Source organism: Aeromicrobium marinum DSM 15272 (assembly GCF_000160775.2).
In the GTDB taxonomy this organism is placed as follows: Bacteria; Actinomycetota; Actinomycetes; order Propionibacteriales; family Nocardioidaceae; genus Aeromicrobium; species Aeromicrobium marinum.
On record NZ_CM001024.1, the window covers coordinates 1,514,310 to 1,529,483 of the forward strand.

A 15,174-nucleotide genomic window follows, 5' to 3' on the forward strand; every position below is an offset into this window, starting at 1 on the left:
GTACATAATGTTCCCGTGGCGACTACCTCTGTGATTCCCGCGTCCCGACTCCACGGCCAGGAGGGGCGACCCTCGATGGTGACGGTCGGCACCATCGTCTGGCTGGCGAGCGACCTGCTGTTCTTCGCCGGTCTGTTCGCCGCGTACTTCACGGTGCGCAACGTGGCTCCGGAGCTGTGGGCCCAGGAGACGCTGCTGCTCAACGTCCCCTTCGCCTCGGTCAACACCCTGATCCTGGTGATGAGCTCGGTCACCTGCCAGTTCGGTGTGTTCGCGGCGGTGAAGGGCAAGGCCGGCCGGTCCGGCACCCTGCGTCAGGTCCGCCTGTGGGGCATGCGTGAGTGGTTCGTCCTCACCTACGTCATGGGCGCCATCTTCATCGGCGGTCAGGCCCTGGAGTACGCCGAGCTGATCCACGAGGGCGTCACGCTCTCCTCGTCGGCGTACGGCAGCCTGTTCTACCTCGCCACCGGCTTCCACGGCCTGCACGTGGTGGGCGGACTGATGATGTTCCTGCTGGTGATCGGCCGCACCTTCGCGGCGCGCAAGTTCACCCACGAGCAGGCCATCAGCGCCATCGTCGCGTCCTACTACTGGCACTTCGTCGACGTCGTGTGGGTCGCGCTGTTCGCGTCGATCTACCTGTTGCAGTGAGCCCGGCTCACCTCACACCCTCTCGCGCTGCCCGGCAGGAAATTCGCCGGTAAACTCTGTTTCACCTACACGGAATGAGGTACCTGGTGCGGACTCTCTCGACCAGACGCCGGCATCCTCTGGCCGGCCTGTTCGTCCTGATCGGCGGACTGGTCATCGCCGGAGCCCTGTACTCGGCGTTCGCGCCGAAGGCCGCCACGGCCGAGGAGACCAGCTCGCGCGACGTCGAGGCCGGGCGCGACCTGTTCCTCATCGGGTGCGCCAGCTGCCACGGTCTGAACGCCGAGGGCATCGTCACCGTCAGTGGCGGCAACTACGGACCGTCCCTCATCGGCGTCGGCGCCGCATCCGTCGACTTCCAGGTCGGCACCGGCCGCATGCCGATGGCGCAGGCCGCCCCGCAGGCCCCGCGCAAGACCCCGGAGTACACCGAGGAGGAGACCCGCCAGCTGGCGGCGTACATCGCCTCGCTCGGCCCCGGTCCGGCCATCCCGTCCGAGGAGTTCCTCGAGTACGAGGACCTCTCGGCCGAGGAGATCAGCGAGGGCGGCGAGTTCTTCCGCACCAACTGCACCGCCTGCCACAACTCCGTCGGAGCCGGCGGCGCGCTGCCCAGCGGTCGCTACGCACCGTCGCTGTACGACGTGACCCCCAAGCACATCTACGAGGCCATGCAGATCGGCCCGCAGCAGATGCCGGTCTTCGGCGACGACGTCATCAGCCCGGAGGACAAGCGGGCCATCATCGGCTACATCAAGGCCGTGCAGGAGCAGCCCAACTACGGCGGCTTCGGCGGCGGCGGTCTCGGTCCGGTGGCCGACGGCGTCTGGGTCTGGGTCATCGGCATCGGCGGCCTGGTGGGCTTCGCCATCTGGATCGCCGCACACGGAACCCGTTCCACCAAGAAGGTCAAGGGAGCAGAGCAGTGAGCGACGAGCTGCAGCGTCACGACGACACCACCCCGGCCGCGGCCGAGCCGATCGCCGACCCCGGCCTCCCGGAGCACCAGTACCGCGTCACCGACGTCGACGAGTCGCAGGCCCGGCGCACCGAGCGGCAGATCTCGCTCATGTTCGTCATCGCGACGTTCCTGGCGTTCGCGTTCTGCGTCGCGTACTTCACGATCGACTTCGACACGACGTTCCTGGGCTGGTCGGCCCAGAACTTCGCGCTCGGCTTCACCCTGGGCAGCGCCATGCTGCTGATCGGCGTGGGCATCATCCAGTGGGCCAAGAAGATCATGTCCGACCACGAGATGGTCGAGATGCGTCACCCCGCGCGCTCGTCCGACGAGGACCGCTCGGCCGTCCTGGCGGACATCAACTCCGGCATCCAGGAGAGCCAGATCGGCCGGCGCCCCATGATCCGCAACAGCCTCCTCGGCGCCGTCGGTGCCCTCGCGCTGCCCGGTGTCGTGCTGCTCAAGGATCTGGGACCCAACCCCTACGGCCAGTCGGTCACCGTCTGGTCCCGCGGCATGCGGATCGTCAACGACGTCTCCGGTCTGCCGATCCGCCCCGCCGACGTCGAGGTCGGCCAGCTCATCAACGCCGAGCCGGCCGTGTTCTTCCCCGCCGAGGGTGAGGAGGAGGCCGAGATCCACGGCCACGAGCTCCTGGCCGCGAAGGCCAAGGCGGCCGTGATCTTGGTCCGGATGCGTCCCGAGGAGATCACCCCCGAGCCCGGCAAGGAGAACTGGGGCATCGACGGGATCCTCTGCTTCTCCAAGATCTGCACCCACGTGGGCTGCCCGATCTCGCTGTGGGAGCAGACCACCCACCACCTGCTGTGCCCCTGCCACCAGTCCACGTTCGACCTCGCCGACAACGGCAAGGTGATCTTCGGCCCCGCCAAGCGCGCGGTCCCCCAGCTGCCCATGGCCGTCGACGACGAGGGTTACCTCGTCGCCGTCAGCGACTTCCCCGACATTGTCGGGCCGAGCTATCCCGAGCTCGCCCGCGACCAGAAGAAACTGGACGAGAAACTGGACGGTGAGTCATGACCGACACCTACACCGACATCGAGAAGACCCCCGGGGGCAAGAAGGCCGCCGGACCGGTCGGATGGGTCGATGACCGGCTCGGGCTGGCCGGCGCCGCGCGCAAGAACCTGCGCAAGGTCTTCCCCGAGCACTGGTCGTTCATGCTCGGCGAGATCGCCCTGTGGAGCTTCGTCGTCCTGCTGCTCACCGGCACCGTCCTGACCTTCTGGTACCAGCCCAGCATGGCCGAGATCGTCTACGAGGGGTCCTACGAGCCGTTCCGCGGCCTCGAGATGTCCCAGGCCTACGCCTCGACGCTCGACATCTCGTTCGACATCCGCGGCGGACTGCTGATGCGACAGATCCACCACTGGGCCGCCGCCCTGTTCGTCGCGGCGATGCTGGTGCACATGCTCCGCGTGTTCTTCACCGGTGCGTACCGCAAGCCGCGTGAGATCAACTGGCTGATCGGCGTCGGCCTGCTGGCCCTGGGCATGGTGAACGGCTTCACCGGCTACTCGCTCCCCGACGACCTGCTGTCCGGCACGGGCCTGCGGTTCGTCGACGGCATGATCAAGTCGATCCCGCTCGTCGGCTCCTACCTGGAGTTCCTGATCTTCGGTGACGAGTTCCCCGGAGAGCTGATCATCCCGCGTCTGTACATGGCGCACATCCTGCTCATCCCTGCGCTGCTGCTGGGGCTGATCGCCGCCCACATGCTGCTGCTCGTCTACCACAAGCACACGCAGTGGCCCGGCCCCGGACGGACCAACGACAACGTCGTCGGCTACCCGATGCTGCCGGTCTACGCGGCCAAGGCCGGTGGATTCTTCTTCGTGGTGTTCGGCTTCACCGCCCTGCTCGGTGCGATCATCCAGATCAACCCGGTGTGGGCCTACGGTCCGTACAACCCGTCGGAGGTCACCGCCGGCTCGCAGCCTGACTGGTACATGGGCTTCTCCGAGGGTCTGGTGCGCATCATGCCGGCCTGGGAGTCCACGTTCTTGGGGTTCACCTGGAGCTGGAACGTCTTCATCCCCGGGGTGGGCGGGCTCGGACTGGTGTTCACCTCGCTGGCGCTCTGGCCGTTCATCGAACGCTGGATCACCGGTGACGACCGTGAGCACCACCTGCTGGAGCGTCCGCGCGACGCGCCGACCCGCACCGCGCTCGGCGTCGCCGCGATGACGGCCTACGGAGTCGGATGGGCAGCCGGTGGCAACGACATCATCGCCACCCAGTTCGGTCTGGACATCTACGCCCTCACCTGGGTGTTCCGGTTCGGGTTCTTCATCTTCCCGGTCATCGCCTTCATCATCACCAAGCGCATCTGCCTGGGTCTGCAGCACCACGACAAGGACCTGGTGCTGCACGGGTACGAGACCGGCGTCATCGAGCGCTCGCCCGACGGCGGGTACTCCGAGCGGCACGCGCCGCTGCCGGTCAGCCAGCAGTACTCGCTCACCACGCGTGAGCGGGCACCTGCTCTGGAGGCGGCCGTCGAGGTCGACGAGAACGGCGTCGCCGCACCGGGCAGCCGCAAGGAGAGGATCCGGGCGTGGGCGCGCAAGCGCTACTACGACGGGGTCGTCGACAAGCCGACCGGCGCCGAGGTCGAGGAGGCCAAGCACCATCTGGCCGACCACGACGGACACCCGGTCGCGCTGGGCGAGGACTTCCAGGGCGTCTCCGAGACGGGCGTTCCGCGGGTCCACTGAGACACGATCACCGACCGACGACCGCGGCCCCCTCCCCCACCCGGGAGGGGGCCGCGGTCGTTCCGGGGCCGCGGACGGGGTCAGTCGCTTGCAGGCAGCGGTAGGTCAGCAACCTCACCAGGGTCCGGCGGTAGATGAGCAACCTCACCACCAACGCGGCGGTAGGTCAGCAACCTCACCAGGGTCCACATCGGTTGCTCACCCACCGCCGGGCAGCCCGACAGGTTGCTCACCTACCGCTGGGCAGCGCGACCGGTTGCTCACCCACCGCCGGACAGCCGTCGGTCAGCCGGCGACCGCGGGCTCGCCGGCGAGGGCCGAACCGGCCTGCCACTGGGACCAGTCCAGGTTCCAGTCGGTCCAGCCGTTCCACGGCTCCAGTCGGCGCGGACTGCCGGTGAACACCACGACGTCGCCCCGCTGGGAGTTCTGGTAGAGCCATCCCGCGTTCTCGGTGCTCATCCCCACGCAGGCGCTGCTGACGTTGGCCCGCCCCTGCGACGCCACCGACCACGGGGCAGCATGGACGAACTCGCCGGAGTTGGTGAGACGCATGGCCCACTTCACGTCGGGGATGTTGTAGTAGTTGGGATCGGTCAGGTCGACGCCGGTCGAGGCCGCGTCCATGTCGACCGCGTCGAACTTCTCCATGATGATCTTGGTGCCGTTGCGCGAGGCCTTGTCGGGGGCGCCCGTCGTGACCGGGATCGTGCGGGCCACCTGACCGTCGATGGAGACGCTCATCGTGTGGGCGGCGGTGTCGACCGTCGAGATGACCTGACGGCCCACCTGGAACTCGACCTCCTGGTCGAGCTGTCCGTAGATGCCCTCCCCCGCCGGCAGGCTGTTGAGGGCCAGGTCGACCTTCACGGTGGACCCCGGCTGCCAGTACACCTCGGGCCGGTAGTGCACCTCGGTGTCGCTGACCCAGTGCCAGCCGCCGACCTGCTGCGGCTCGGCCGTGACCGACATCTCCCGCTCGAAGGTCGCGCGGTCCGTGACGGGCAGGTCGAAGTAGACGATCACCGGCATCCCCACCCCGACGGTCTCACCCTGCAGCGGCGCCACCGACGGGTAGGTCTGCTGGTCCAGCGTGAGGTCCTGGGAGGTGAACGAGCGCTCGATCGTCATCGGTTCGCCGTCGTCGCCCTCGGCGGTCGCCGTCAAGGAGTAGGCGGTACCCGGCTCGAGCCGCTCGACCGCGGTCCAGCTCGTGTCCGAGCCCTCCCCGCCGACAGGGGTCCCCTCGGCGTCCAGCAGCGTGACCTCGGCCAGCGTGCCGTTCTCGACCGCGACCGTCACGAGGGTGTCGACCGCGACGGCCGTCGCGTCGGCCTCGATGTTGGTCGTCACGAGTGCCGGCGGCACACGGTCCAGCAGATCGCCGCCGGACGACGAGCAGCCGGCGAGCACGATCAGGAGCAGGGCACAGAGGGAAGCGGGTCTCACCCGGTCATTCTAGGTGCTCGCCGCCAACCCACCGACCGTCCCGGGACTCAGGCGGGTCGGTCAGTGCGCGTGGATGCCGCGGTAGTACTCGAAAGTCCACCCGACCAGGGCTGCGCCGCCGAAGACGACACCGATGGCGAACAGCCACCAGCCGAAGATGATGCCCAGCACCACGACGCCGAAGGCCAGGGCGCAGTACAGCGGCCACCAGCTGTAGGGCGGGAAGAAGCCCAGCTCTCCGGCGCCCTCGGCGATCTCACCGTCGCTGCGGTCCTCGGGACGGTCCGGGATCTGCCGCGCCACGATGGCGAGATAGAAGCCGAGCACCACGCACAGCAGCGTCGTCATGATCAGGGCGGTGGTGCCCGTCGGGTCCCCCGTGAGGATCCAGTAGACCGGGGAGATCAGGACGAAGAACACCCCGCAGAAGGCAATGGTCCACAGCTCGTTCTTCATGACGGGTCACCCTTCGTGTCATCGACGACCTCGCCGCGCCCGGACACGTCCGGCGCGTCGGCGAAGGTCCCGTTCTCCCCCGGGTTGTCGGCCAGCTCGAGAGCGGCGATCTCGGGGTGGTGCAGGTCGAAGGCCGGGCTCTCCGAACGGATCCGCGGCAGCGAGACGAAGTTGTGACGCGGCGGCGGGGACGAGGTGGCCCACTCCAGCGAGCGACCCCAGCCCCACGGGTCGTCCAGCCCGACCGGCTTCGCCGAGCGGGTCTTCCACAGGTTCAGGAAGAACGGCAGCGTCGAGGCGCCCAGAAGGAACGCGCCGATCGACGAGATCTCGTTCAGGGTGGTGAAGCCGTCACTCGGGCTGTAGTCGACGTAGCGACGGGGCATGCCCTCGACACCGAGCCAGTGCTGCACGAGGAAGGTCAGGTGGAACCCGAGGAACAACATCCAGAAGTGGATCTTGCCGAGCTTCTCGTCGAGCATCTTGCCGGTGAGCTTGGGCCACCAGAAGTAGAAGCCGGCGAACATCGCGAACACCACGGTGCCGAACACCACGTAGTGGAAGTGCGCGACGACGAAGTAGGAGTCCGAGAGCTGGAAGTCCAGCGTCGGTGACGCCAGGACCACGCCGGTCAGACCACCGAAGAGGAAGGTGACCAGGAAGCCCAGCGAGAAGATGAGCGGGGTGTCGAAGGACAGGGATCCGCCCCACATCGTGCCGATCCAGTTGAAGAACTTCACGCCGGTCGGAACCGCGATCAGGAACGTCATGAAGGAGAAGAACGCCAGGTCGACCGCGCCGGTGACGTACATGTGGTGGGCCCACACGGCCACCGACAGCGCGGCGATCGCCAGGGTGGCGCCGACGAGTCCGACGTAGCCGAAGATCGGCTTGCGGCTGAACACCGGCAGGATCTCGGTCACGATGCCGAAGAACGGCAGGGCGATGATGTAGACCTCGGGGTGGCCGAAGAACCAGAACAGGTGCTGCCACAGGATCGGCCCGCCGGTGGCGGCGTCGAACACGTGCGCACCGAACATCCGGTCGGCCGCCAGCGCCAGCAGGGCCGCGGCGAAGATCGGGAACGCGATCAGCACGAGCAGGCTCGTGACCAGCGTGTTCCACACGAAGATCGGCATCCGGAACATCGTCATGCCCGGTGCGCGCATGCAGAAGATCGTCGTGACGAAGTTGACGGCACCCAGGATCGTGCCGAGACCCGCCATGTAGAGGCCCATCACCCACAGGTCACCGCCGACGCCGGGCGAGTTGACCCCGTCGGACAGCGGCGCGTAGGCGAACCAGCCGAAGCTGGCGGCGCCACCGGGAGCGATGAAGCCCGAGACGGTGATGAGGCCGCCGAACAGGTACAGCCAGTAGCTGAACATGTTGAGCCGCGGGAAGGCCACGTCGGGCGCACCGATCTGCAGCGGCATGATCGCGTTGGCGAAGCCGAAGAACAGCGGGGTCGCGAACAGCAGCAGCATGATCGTGCCGTGCATCGTGAACAGCTGGTTGTACAGCTCGTCGTCGACGAAGGTCGTGCCGGGCTGGGCCAGCTCGGCCCGGATCACCAGGGCCATGAGGCCGCCGATGATGAAGAAGATGAACGACGTGACCAGGTACATGTTGCCGATCACCTTGTGATCGGTCGTCGTCAGGCAGGTGATGACCTTCTGCGACAGCGTCTTGCCGGGGACCGGTCCGTGGCCCGACGGGTCGGCCGAGGAGCCGGCCTCGAAGGTTGCGGTCGCCATTACTCTGCCTCTCCGTCCGTCTTGAGCCCGGCGATGGTCCGGGCCTCCTGCGCACCGGCCGGCGCGCCGGTCTGGCCGAGCTCGACCAGGTCGGCCAGGTGGTCGTCGTACTCGGCCCGCGACACCACGTTGACGGTGAAGATCATCCGTGAGTGGTAGAGGCCGCAGAGCTCGGCGCACCGACCGGTGAAGGTGCCCTCACGGGTGGGGGTGACGTCGAAGGTGTTGTCGCGACCCGGGACGACGTCCATCTTGAAGTAGAACTCCGGGATCCAGAAGGAGTGGATCACGTCGGGGGACGTCAGGTTGAACCGGACCGACTCGTCGACCGGCAGCCACAGCTCGGCGGGCTGAGCCGGCGTACCGACGTCGAAGACGGCCTCGCCGTCGACGGCGGTCTCGTCGAGGTAGTTGAAGGCCCACTGCCACTTGGACCCGACGACCTCGATGGTGTGGTCGGGGTTCTCGACCGTCTCGAGCATCTCGTTCTGGCTGGTGACGGTGTGGAAGAAGAAGACCGCGACGATGATGACCGGCGCGAAGGTGTACAGCGCCTCGATCGGCAGGTTGTACCGGACCTGCACCGGCACCTCGTCGTCGCTGCGACGGCGGTAGCGGATCATGACCCAGACCATCAGGCCGAAGACCAGCAGGAAGACCACCAGGACCGCGATCCACGCGCCGAGCCACAGGTTCCACATGGCCTGCGTGCGGTCGCTGCCGGCGACCGGCAGGGCCAGCCGCATGATCTGGGAGTCGTCCACGGGGGAACAACCGCTGAGGACCAACGCGAGGACAGCGAGCAACGCCAACTTCAACCGACCCACGGGGCGCCTTTCTGGTGCAGGAACGTCACGCAACGACATGCTCAGGGTATCCCAGCCGGCCGTCCGGCTCTCGCTGAGGGCAACCTTCGCGGGGCCGGTGCGACGGGGGCCGCTCACGCGAGCGCCAGGGCGTCGCCGACCTCGGCCGCGGCGACGTCGCCGTAGGCCGACCCGAGCCGGTCGAGGAAGCTCTGCCGGTCCAACGTGTACTCCTGCGTGCCCTTGGTGAGCACCACGCTGGCCGCGATCGTGCAACCGATCTGCGCCGAGCGCTCGAGCCCGAGGCCGGCCGCGACGCCGGCGAGGAACCCGGCCCGGAAGCTGTCGCCGACGCCGGTCGGATCGACGGCGACCAGCCCGGGGATCGCGGACACGTGGACCTCGTCGTCGGCGGTGTACACCGAGACCCCGTCCTTGCCGCGGGTGACGATCCGGGTGCCGACCTTGGACTGCACGTCGGCGGACGTCCAGCCGGTCTTCTGCTCGATCAGGGCGGCCTCGTAGTCGTTGCTGAACAGGTAGGTGGCGCCGTCGACCAGCAGACGGATCATGTCACCGTCGGCGAAGGCGAGCTGCTGGGACGGGTCGGCGGCGAACGGCACGCCGGCGTCGCGGCACGCAGCGGTGTGCCGCAGCATGCCCTCGGGGTCGTCGGGGCCGATCAGCACGAGGTCGAACGCGTGGCCGAGCCCGAGCACGTCGATCTCGCGGGCCTCGGACATGGCGCCGGCGTAGAACGAGGCGATCTGCGCGAGCGTCGAGTCCGTGGTGCACACGAACCGGGCGGTGTGGCGGGACTCCGAGACCCGCACCGACGACGTGTCGACACCCGCCGACTCCAGCCAACCGCGGTACTCGACGTCGAAGTCCTTGCCGACCGAGCCGACCAGCACCGGCCGGTGGCCGAGGCTGGCCAGGGCGAAGCTGATGTTCGCGGCACATCCTCCGCGCCGGACGTCGAGGTCCTCGACGAGGAACGACAAGGCGACCTTGTCGAGCTCCTCGGGGACGAGGGAGTCGGTGAACCGTCCCGGGAAGGTCATCAGATGGTCGGTCGCGATGGAACCGGCGATGGCGAGATGCACCCGCACAGCATAGGCAACGGCCCTGCGCGTTCGCGCAGGGCCGTGGCGGGTCAGGCGGGTGTCGGGCGGCTCAGTGGAAGGAATCGCCGCAAGCGCAGGAGCCGGTGGCCATCGGGTTGTCGATGGTGAAGCCCTGCTTCTCGATGGTGTCGACGAAGTCGATCGTGGCTCCGCCCAGGTACGGCAGGCTCATGCGGTCGACGACGACGTTGACGCCGTCGAAGGTGAACACCTGGTCCCCGTCGAGCGAGCGCTCGTCGAAGAACAGCTGGTACCGCAGGCCGGAGCAGCCGCCGGGCTGGACCGCGATGCGCAGGGCCAGGTCGTCACGACCCTCCTGGGCGAGCAGGCTCGACACCTTCTCGGTCGCGCCCTGGCTGAGGGTCACGCTGGTGGCCGGGGCGGTGGCGTCCGGCGTGGAGGTCTGGAGGTCGGCGTCCGTGGTGCTGTCGATGCTCATGTCATCTCCCGGGCTCGGTGTGCGTCGTGCTGGGGGTCGGTCGCTGGTGTCAACGCCCGCCCGCGCGGATCTGTTCCATCGTACGCGGCGGTGCCGACAACCCCGAACACCGCGATCCGATCCGGGCGGCCCCGTCCGTGCGAGCAGGTCCGGGCGGGCCCGTCAGTGCGACCAGGTGCGGGCGACCCGTGCGCCGAGCGCCTGCAGGGAACGCGCGGGGTGCGACATCGCCGGCTCCTCGCCCACCAGGTCGACCACCCCGTAGGCCGACTCGACCCCCATCGCCCGCATCTCGCGGGACCCGACGTCGACCCGCCCGGCCAGCACGACGCACGGTCGGGCCAGCTCCGCGGCCACGCGGGCCACGCCGAACACGACCTTCCCGGCCCGGGAGGAGTAGTCGTAGGACCCCTCCCCCGTCAGGACCAGGTCGTGGGTGGCGACGAGATCGGCCAGACCCGTGTGCTCGGCGACCAACCCGATGCCCGAGGTGACCTCGGCCCCCAGCAGGAGCAGGGCGAACCCCAGACCACCGGCCGCGCCCGCACCGGGCCGGTCGGCGACCCGCCGCTCGGCCGGGGTGGGACCGCACACCACGTCGACGAAGGCGTCGAGCTGCCGGTCCACGACGAGGATCGCGGCGTCGTCGAGTCCCTTCTGCGGGCCGAAGGTCCGTGCGGCGCCGAACATGCCCAGCAGCACGCTGTCGACATCGGTCGCGGCCGTGAGGGTGACGCCCCGGAGGCGGCGGAGCGCCGGAGCGAGGTCGACCCGGGTGATGCCCTCCAACCCGTGCGGCCCGGCGCCGAGGGGCACGTCGGCCACGGCGCCCAGTCCGGCCAGCAGGCCGGCACCGCCGTCGGTGGTCGCACTGCCGCCCAGTCCCACCACGACGTGCCGCGCGCCAGACTCCACCGCCGCGAGGACGGCCTGGCCCACCCCGAGCGTCGTGGCCCGGTCCGCGTCGCCCCCTCGTCCGAGGTGGAGCCCGCACGCCTGGGCGGACTCCAGGTACACCGTGTCGCCGACCCGCAGCAGGCTGACGGGGGCGGGGTCACCCCACGGTCCGTCGACGGTCACCACCGACACGTCGCCGCCCAGCGCCTGGTGCAGCACCCCCATGAAGCCGGGTCCGCCGTCGGCCATCGGGGCCAGGGTCAACCGGTCGTCCGGTGCCGTGCGTCGCCACCCCTCGGCGATCGCCGTGGCCGCCTCGGGGGCGCTGAGCGTGCCCGCGAACTTGTCGGGTGCGACGAGGACCTTCACCCGGGCCGTCCGGCGCCGTCGATGGTCAGGATCGGCCTGTCCCTGACTCCAGCGCCTGCGCGGTCGCGGCGAGCAGGACACAGGTCGCCAGCCCGTCCATGGCGGCGGTGAGGTCGGTCATGGACGGGAACGACGGGGCGATGCGGATGTTGCGGTCCCGCGGATCGCGGCCGTAGGGGAACGACGCGCCGGCGGGGGTGAGCGAGATGCCGGCCGCCTTCGCCAGCGCCACGACCCGGGTGGCGGTCCCGTCGGGAACGTCGAGGCTGACGAAGTATCCCCCTCGGGGCCGCGTCCAGGTCGCCACGTCGTGCGGCCCGAGCCGCTCGGCCAGGATCTGCAGCGTGGCCTCGAACTTCGGGGCCAGGACGGCGCGGTGACCGTCCATCAGCCGGTGCACGCCCTCGGCGTCCTGCAGGAAGCGGGCGTGTCGCAGCTGGTTGACCTTGTCGGGACCGATCGTGCGGAAGGCGACGTGCCGCAGGTACCAGGCGATGGTCTCGGGCGAGCCGCCCAAGAAGCTGACACCCGACCCGGCGAACGTGATCTTGGAGGTCGACGCGAACACCAGGGGCCGGTTCGGGTTGCCCGCGGAGGCGCACAGTCCCACGATCTCGGCGGTGGTCGTGCGTTCGTCGGTCAGGTGGTGGACCGCGTAGGCGTTGTCCCAGTAGATGCGGAAGTCCGGTGCGGCGGTCTCGAGCGCGGCCAGCGCCGCCGCCTTCTCGTGGCTGACCACCGCGCCCGTGGGGTTGGCGTAGGTCGGGACGAGCCAGATGCCCTTGACCGCCGGGTCGCCGACGAGGGCGCGGACCTGGTCGAGGTCCGGGCCGTCGTCGAGCATGTCGACGACGAGCATCTCGATGCCCAGGTGCTCGGTCAGGGCGAAGTGCCGGTCGTAGCCGGGCGCCGGGCAGATGAACTTGACCGGAGCGGCGCCCCACGGTGCGGGCGAGTCGGGGGTCCCGTGCAGCATCGCGAAGGTCAGGGTGTCGTGCATCAGCGCCAGGCTGGCGTTGTCGGCCGCGAGCAGCTGGGCCACCGGGATGCCCAGCAGCTCGGCGAAGATCTCGCGCAGCTCGGTCAGGCCCGTGAGTCCCCCGTAGTTGCGGGTGTCGGTGCCGTCGGCAGCCCGGAAGTCCGTGCCGGGCAGCGACAACAGCCCTGCAGACAGGTCGAGCTGTGCCGGCGACGGCTTGCCGCGGGTGAGGTCGAGGGTGAGCCCGGCCTCACCGAGCGTGCGGTAGGCCTGCTCCGCCTCGGCGTGCAGGGTCTCGATCCGGTCGCGGGAGAGAGCGTCGAAGGTCACGGTCCCAACGTACCCGGCCCGGTGACCGGCGGGGCGGGTCAGTCGAGTCCGGGAGAGCCCCACAGGGCCATCCACCGGCCGAGGTCCGGCTCGACGGGCACGTCGGACTCGACCAGACCCCGTACCTGCAGCTCCAGGGCGTTGTCGCGCCGCTGACCGGCCAGCGGCGCGAACGGGTAGAACGTGCCCTGCTTGAACAGGTAGACCAGCGCCAGTCGCTCGAGCGCAGGGGTCGTGAACACGACGGTGGAGCACAGCAGGGACGCCCCGAACCCGGCCTCGACCAGGGTCGTGTTGACGGCGTGGAGGTCGGTGACGATGCCGCCGACGTCGGCGGACCGGCGGACCGTGACCCAGTGGAACCCGAACCGGTCGACGGTGCGCTCGACGGTCGCCGCCGGGTCGAGACCGACCAGCTCCCGCGCCTCGTCGACCGCCGCGTCGTCGGCGTACCCCTCGGCGTCGCGGTAGCAGACGGCCCCGAGCCCGGCGAAGCCGAACCCCTGCGTCTCCAGCGAGATGGCCGCCTGCGGCACCTGGAACAGCACCCCGATGTCGGCCTGCGGCGGCGTGCTCCGGCCGAACAGGGAGTCGAACAGACCCATCGCTCAGCGCTCCGACAGCTCGGCGCTGATGCGGCTGAGCTGCTGCACGCGCTGGTCGAGCGGCGGATGGGTCGAGAACATCGCCGAGACCGACGCCCGGTTGAGGGCCGGGGCGAAGAAGAAGGCGCTCACGGCGCCGGTCTCGCGCAGGTCCCGGCTGGGGATCCGGGACATGTCGCCCGAGATCTTCATCAGGGCCGAGGCCAGCTTCGACGGCTGGCCGGTGAGGTACGCACCGGACCGGTCGGCGCTCAGCTCGCGGTAGCGCGACAGCGAGCGGGTCAGCAGGAACGACAGGAAGTACACGACGATGCTGACGAGGAAGACGACGATGAACGGCAGGTTGTTGTTGTTGCCGCGGCCGCGGCCACCGCCGCCGAAGTAGAAGCCGTACCGCGTCACGAGGCCGGCGAGCAGACCCAGTGACGTCGCGACGGTCATGACGGTGACGTCACGGTTGGCGACGTGGGCCAGCTCGTGGGCCAGCACCCCCTCCAGCTCCTCGGCGTCGAGGCGCTGCATGATGCCGGTGGTGACGCACACGGCGGAGTGCTTCGGTGTACGGCCGGTCGCGAAGGCGTTCGGCACGTCGGTGACCGCCACCGCGACGCGCGGCTTGGGCATGTCGGCGAGCACGCACAGCCGGTCGATCATGGCGTGCAGCTCCGGGGCCTGGTGCGGTTCGACCACCTTGGCGCCCATCGACTTCAGCGCGAGGGAGTCCGAGAAGTACCACTGACCCCAGGCGATGGCCAGCACGATCACGATGCCGAACGCCCCGAGGCCGGTCTGCATCAGCACGAGACCGAAGACCACGTAGATCGCGCCGAGCGCCAGGCTGACGCCGCCCATGCGGAGGGTCAGCCCGCGGTCACCCCTGAATCTGGTTCTGGCCACCGGACCCTCCTTCGCTGCGATCCTCGCCGGGGGCCCGGTGCGGGTCGGCGGCCTCGAAGGCCCGATCCCACCGTTCGGACTCGGCGTGGCCGGTCGGCGCCGGGCCGCCGGGACCGTCCATGATGCCCTCGGCCACCAACTCGTCGACGGCGTCGGAGCGGGCGTCCAGCTCGCGGGTGTGGCGTTCGGCCTCGGCCATCGCCTGACCCACGTCGCTGCTCGACGAGCTGATGCCGGTCGTGGCCCGCGTGATCTCCGACCTGGCGGTGGCCGCCGAGCGGCGGGCCACCAGGGTGTCCTTGCGCAGCCGGAAGGCATCGACCTTCGCCTGCAGGTCCGCGGCCGTCGCCTGCAGGCGTGCCTCGTCGCTGACGAGGTCGGCGTGACGGTCACCCAGCTCGTCGGCGGCCGTGACGAGCGCCGCTCGTCGCGTCAGGGCCGCACGAGCGCCGTCGTCGTCCCCCGCCGCGACCCGCACCTTCGCCTGCTCGTCGAGCTGCTCGGCCTGGTGTCTCAGCTTGGTGAGCTGCAGCTCGACCCGCTTGCGGTGGGTGGCCAGGTCCGCCACACCACGACTCACCTGCTGCAGGAGGACGATCTGCTCGCGGTACGTGTCGTCCAGCCGTCCGGCCAGGTCGGCCGGGTCGTCCGACCCCCGCCATGCGCGGGCCACCCGCCTCAGCCGGTCTGCGATCCCCATGCCCGCAGCG

Annotated in this window: 15 protein-coding genes; 4 read left to right on the forward strand and 11 right to left on the reverse strand. The window is 69.5% G+C overall.

Annotated elements, in window-relative coordinates; genetic code table 11:
- Positions 1-15 precede the first annotated feature (15 nt).
- The 4 genes from ctaE (at position 16) to qcrB (ending at position 4,353) form a co-directional block, all read left to right on the forward strand.
- Complete coding sequence (ctaE, locus tag HMPREF0063_RS07740) at positions 16-654, forward strand: aa3-type cytochrome oxidase subunit III (protein ID WP_483446995.1); 639 nt, start codon at positions 16-18, stop codon at positions 652-654.
- Positions 655-740: 86 nt separating this feature from the next.
- Positions 741-1,583 carry a cytochrome bc1 complex diheme cytochrome c subunit gene (qcrC, locus tag HMPREF0063_RS07745; RefSeq protein WP_040320666.1) on the forward strand — a complete coding sequence of 281 codons (843 nt, stop codon included), beginning with the start codon at positions 741-743 and terminating at the stop codon, positions 1,581-1,583.
- A complete protein-coding gene (gene qcrA / locus HMPREF0063_RS07750) occupies positions 1,580-2,656 on the forward strand; it encodes a cytochrome bc1 complex Rieske iron-sulfur subunit (RefSeq protein ID WP_007078110.1) in 1,077 nt (358 codons plus the stop codon). Before qcrC ends, qcrA begins: the two co-directional genes overlap by 4 nt.
- The gene (gene qcrB, locus HMPREF0063_RS07755; protein ID WP_007078111.1) at positions 2,653-4,353 is read left to right on the forward strand and encodes a cytochrome bc1 complex cytochrome b subunit; all 1,701 of its coding nucleotides are present in this window, start codon (positions 2,653-2,655) and stop codon (positions 4,351-4,353) included. The genes qcrA and qcrB overlap by 4 nt, the downstream gene beginning before the upstream one ends.
- Positions 4,354-4,638: 285 nt before the next feature.
- On the opposite strand, the gene HMPREF0063_RS07760 is transcribed toward qcrB, so the two are convergent.
- From HMPREF0063_RS07760 to HMPREF0063_RS07810, 11 genes are all read right to left on the reverse strand, one after another.
- The gene (locus HMPREF0063_RS07760) at positions 4,639-5,802 is read right to left on the reverse strand and encodes a L,D-transpeptidase (protein ID WP_007078113.1); all 1,164 of its coding nucleotides are present in this window, start codon (positions 5,800-5,802) and stop codon (positions 4,639-4,641) included.
- A 60-nt stretch (positions 5,803-5,862) separates the two neighbouring features.
- Positions 5,863-6,258, reverse strand: coding sequence for a cytochrome c oxidase subunit 4 (locus HMPREF0063_RS07765; protein ID WP_007078114.1), 396 nt, complete (start codon positions 6,256-6,258; stop codon positions 5,863-5,865).
- Positions 6,255-8,015, reverse strand: coding sequence for an aa3-type cytochrome oxidase subunit I (gene ctaD, locus HMPREF0063_RS07770; protein ID WP_007078115.1), 1,761 nt, complete (start codon positions 8,013-8,015; stop codon positions 6,255-6,257). The genes HMPREF0063_RS07765 and ctaD overlap by 4 nt, the downstream gene beginning before the upstream one ends.
- A complete protein-coding gene (ctaC, locus tag HMPREF0063_RS07775) occupies positions 8,015-8,779 on the reverse strand; it encodes an aa3-type cytochrome oxidase subunit II (RefSeq protein ID WP_245527748.1) in 765 nt (254 codons plus the stop codon). The genes ctaD and ctaC overlap by 1 nt, the downstream gene beginning before the upstream one ends.
- A gap of 176 nt (positions 8,780-8,955) precedes the next feature.
- Complete coding sequence (locus tag HMPREF0063_RS07780; RefSeq protein ID WP_040320182.1) at positions 8,956-9,927, reverse strand: carbohydrate kinase family protein; 972 nt, start codon at positions 9,925-9,927, stop codon at positions 8,956-8,958.
- A 70-nt stretch (positions 9,928-9,997) separates the two neighbouring features.
- Complete coding sequence (locus HMPREF0063_RS07785; protein ID WP_007078118.1) at positions 9,998-10,387, reverse strand: HesB/IscA family protein; 390 nt, start codon at positions 10,385-10,387, stop codon at positions 9,998-10,000.
- A gap of 162 nt (positions 10,388-10,549) precedes the next feature.
- Positions 10,550-11,653 carry a glycerate kinase family protein gene (locus tag HMPREF0063_RS07790; RefSeq protein ID WP_007078119.1) on the reverse strand — a complete coding sequence of 368 codons (1,104 nt, stop codon included), beginning with the start codon at positions 11,651-11,653 and terminating at the stop codon, positions 10,550-10,552.
- A 25-nt stretch (positions 11,654-11,678) separates the two neighbouring features.
- Positions 11,679-12,962 carry an aspartate aminotransferase type Ic gene (locus tag HMPREF0063_RS07795; RefSeq protein WP_007078120.1) on the reverse strand — a complete coding sequence of 428 codons (1,284 nt, stop codon included), beginning with the start codon at positions 12,960-12,962 and terminating at the stop codon, positions 11,679-11,681.
- A gap of 38 nt (positions 12,963-13,000) precedes the next feature.
- Complete coding sequence (gene pspAB, locus HMPREF0063_RS07800; RefSeq protein ID WP_007078121.1) at positions 13,001-13,567, reverse strand: PspA-associated protein PspAB; 567 nt, start codon at positions 13,565-13,567, stop codon at positions 13,001-13,003.
- Positions 13,568-13,570: 3 nt separating this feature from the next.
- Positions 13,571-14,464: a zinc metalloprotease HtpX gene (gene htpX / locus HMPREF0063_RS07805; protein WP_040320183.1), complete on the reverse strand. Its 894-nt coding sequence runs from the start codon at positions 14,462-14,464 to the stop codon at positions 13,571-13,573.
- The gene (locus tag HMPREF0063_RS07810; RefSeq protein ID WP_007078123.1) at positions 14,439-15,164 is read right to left on the reverse strand and encodes a PspA/IM30 family protein; all 726 of its coding nucleotides are present in this window, start codon (positions 15,162-15,164) and stop codon (positions 14,439-14,441) included. The genes htpX and HMPREF0063_RS07810 overlap by 26 nt, the downstream gene beginning before the upstream one ends.
- Positions 15,165-15,174: the final 10 nt, after the last annotated feature.

Excerpts from the sequence above, each read along its gene's own strand:
- qcrB (WP_007078111.1), top strand. The coding sequence starts at position 2,653 with ATGACCGACACCTACACCGACATCGAGAAGACCCCCGGGGGCAAGAAG.
- HMPREF0063_RS07765 (WP_007078114.1), bottom strand. The coding sequence starts at position 6,258 with ATGAAGAACGAGCTGTGGACCATTGCCTTCTGCGGGGTGTTCTTCGTC.
- ctaD (WP_007078115.1), bottom strand. The coding sequence starts at position 8,015 with ATGGCGACCGCAACCTTCGAGGCCGGCTCCTCGGCCGACCCGTCGGGC.
- HMPREF0063_RS07785 (WP_007078118.1), bottom strand. The coding sequence starts at position 10,387 with ATGAGCATCGACAGCACCACGGACGCCGACCTCCAGACCTCCACGCCG.
- pspAB (WP_007078121.1), bottom strand. The coding sequence starts at position 13,567 with ATGGGTCTGTTCGACTCCCTGTTCGGCCGGAGCACGCCGCCGCAGGCC.
- HMPREF0063_RS07810 (WP_007078123.1), bottom strand. The coding sequence starts at position 15,164 with ATGGGGATCGCAGACCGGCTGAGGCGGGTGGCCCGCGCATGGCGGGGG.